1 protein-coding gene is annotated in these 591 nt (G+C 67.0%); it reads left to right on the top strand.

The annotated features are described in order from the left end of the window. A partial coding sequence (locus OR16_RS38660; RefSeq protein ID WP_006164817.1) for a Bug family tripartite tricarboxylate transporter substrate binding protein occupies nt 1-591 on the top strand: 591 nt, incomplete at both ends.

Raw genomic sequence — 591 nt, 5'->3', positions numbered from 1 at the left:
CAACGCGCCGGCCGACGGCTACAGCATCCTGCTGATCACGCCGAGCTCGATGGTGATCAACCCGCTGGTGCATGACAGCCTGCCTTACGATCCGCAGCGCGATATCCGTCCGCTGGCCAGCGCCATCCGCAGCACCTCGGTGCTGGTGACGGGCGCCGCCTCCCCCTTCAAGACCTTCGACGATGTACTGGGCGCCGCCCGCAAGAAGGCCAGGGCGGTCAGCATGGCCAACTACAGCTACCACTACCGCCTGGGCGGGCTGCAGATGCAGCAGATGGCGGGCGTGGAGTTCAACCACATTCCCTACAAGGGCGCGTCACAGGTGCAGTCGGACCTGATGGGCGGATCGGTGGATGTGGCGCTGCTGGACGTGGGCGGCGCGCTGCCGCTGATTCGCGCCGGCAAGCTGCGGCCGCTGGCAGTGACCGGCAAGACGCGCCATCCGGAGCTGCCGGCGGTGCCTACGGTGCGCGAGAGCGGCCTGCCCAACTACGAGCTGTCCGTGTGGATCGGCTTTGGCGTCAGCAGCAAGACGCCCGAGCCGATTGCCCACAAGCTGGAGATGGCCTTGCTCAAGGTGATCGACAAGCC

The sequence above is a fragment of the Cupriavidus basilensis OR16 genome (assembly GCF_000243095.1).
GTDB classification, from domain to species: Bacteria; Pseudomonadota; Gammaproteobacteria; order Burkholderiales; family Burkholderiaceae; genus Cupriavidus; species Cupriavidus basilensis_D.
The sequence above is the reverse complement of the archived record's forward strand: the minus strand, read 5'-3'. Positions and strand labels throughout refer to the sequence as shown.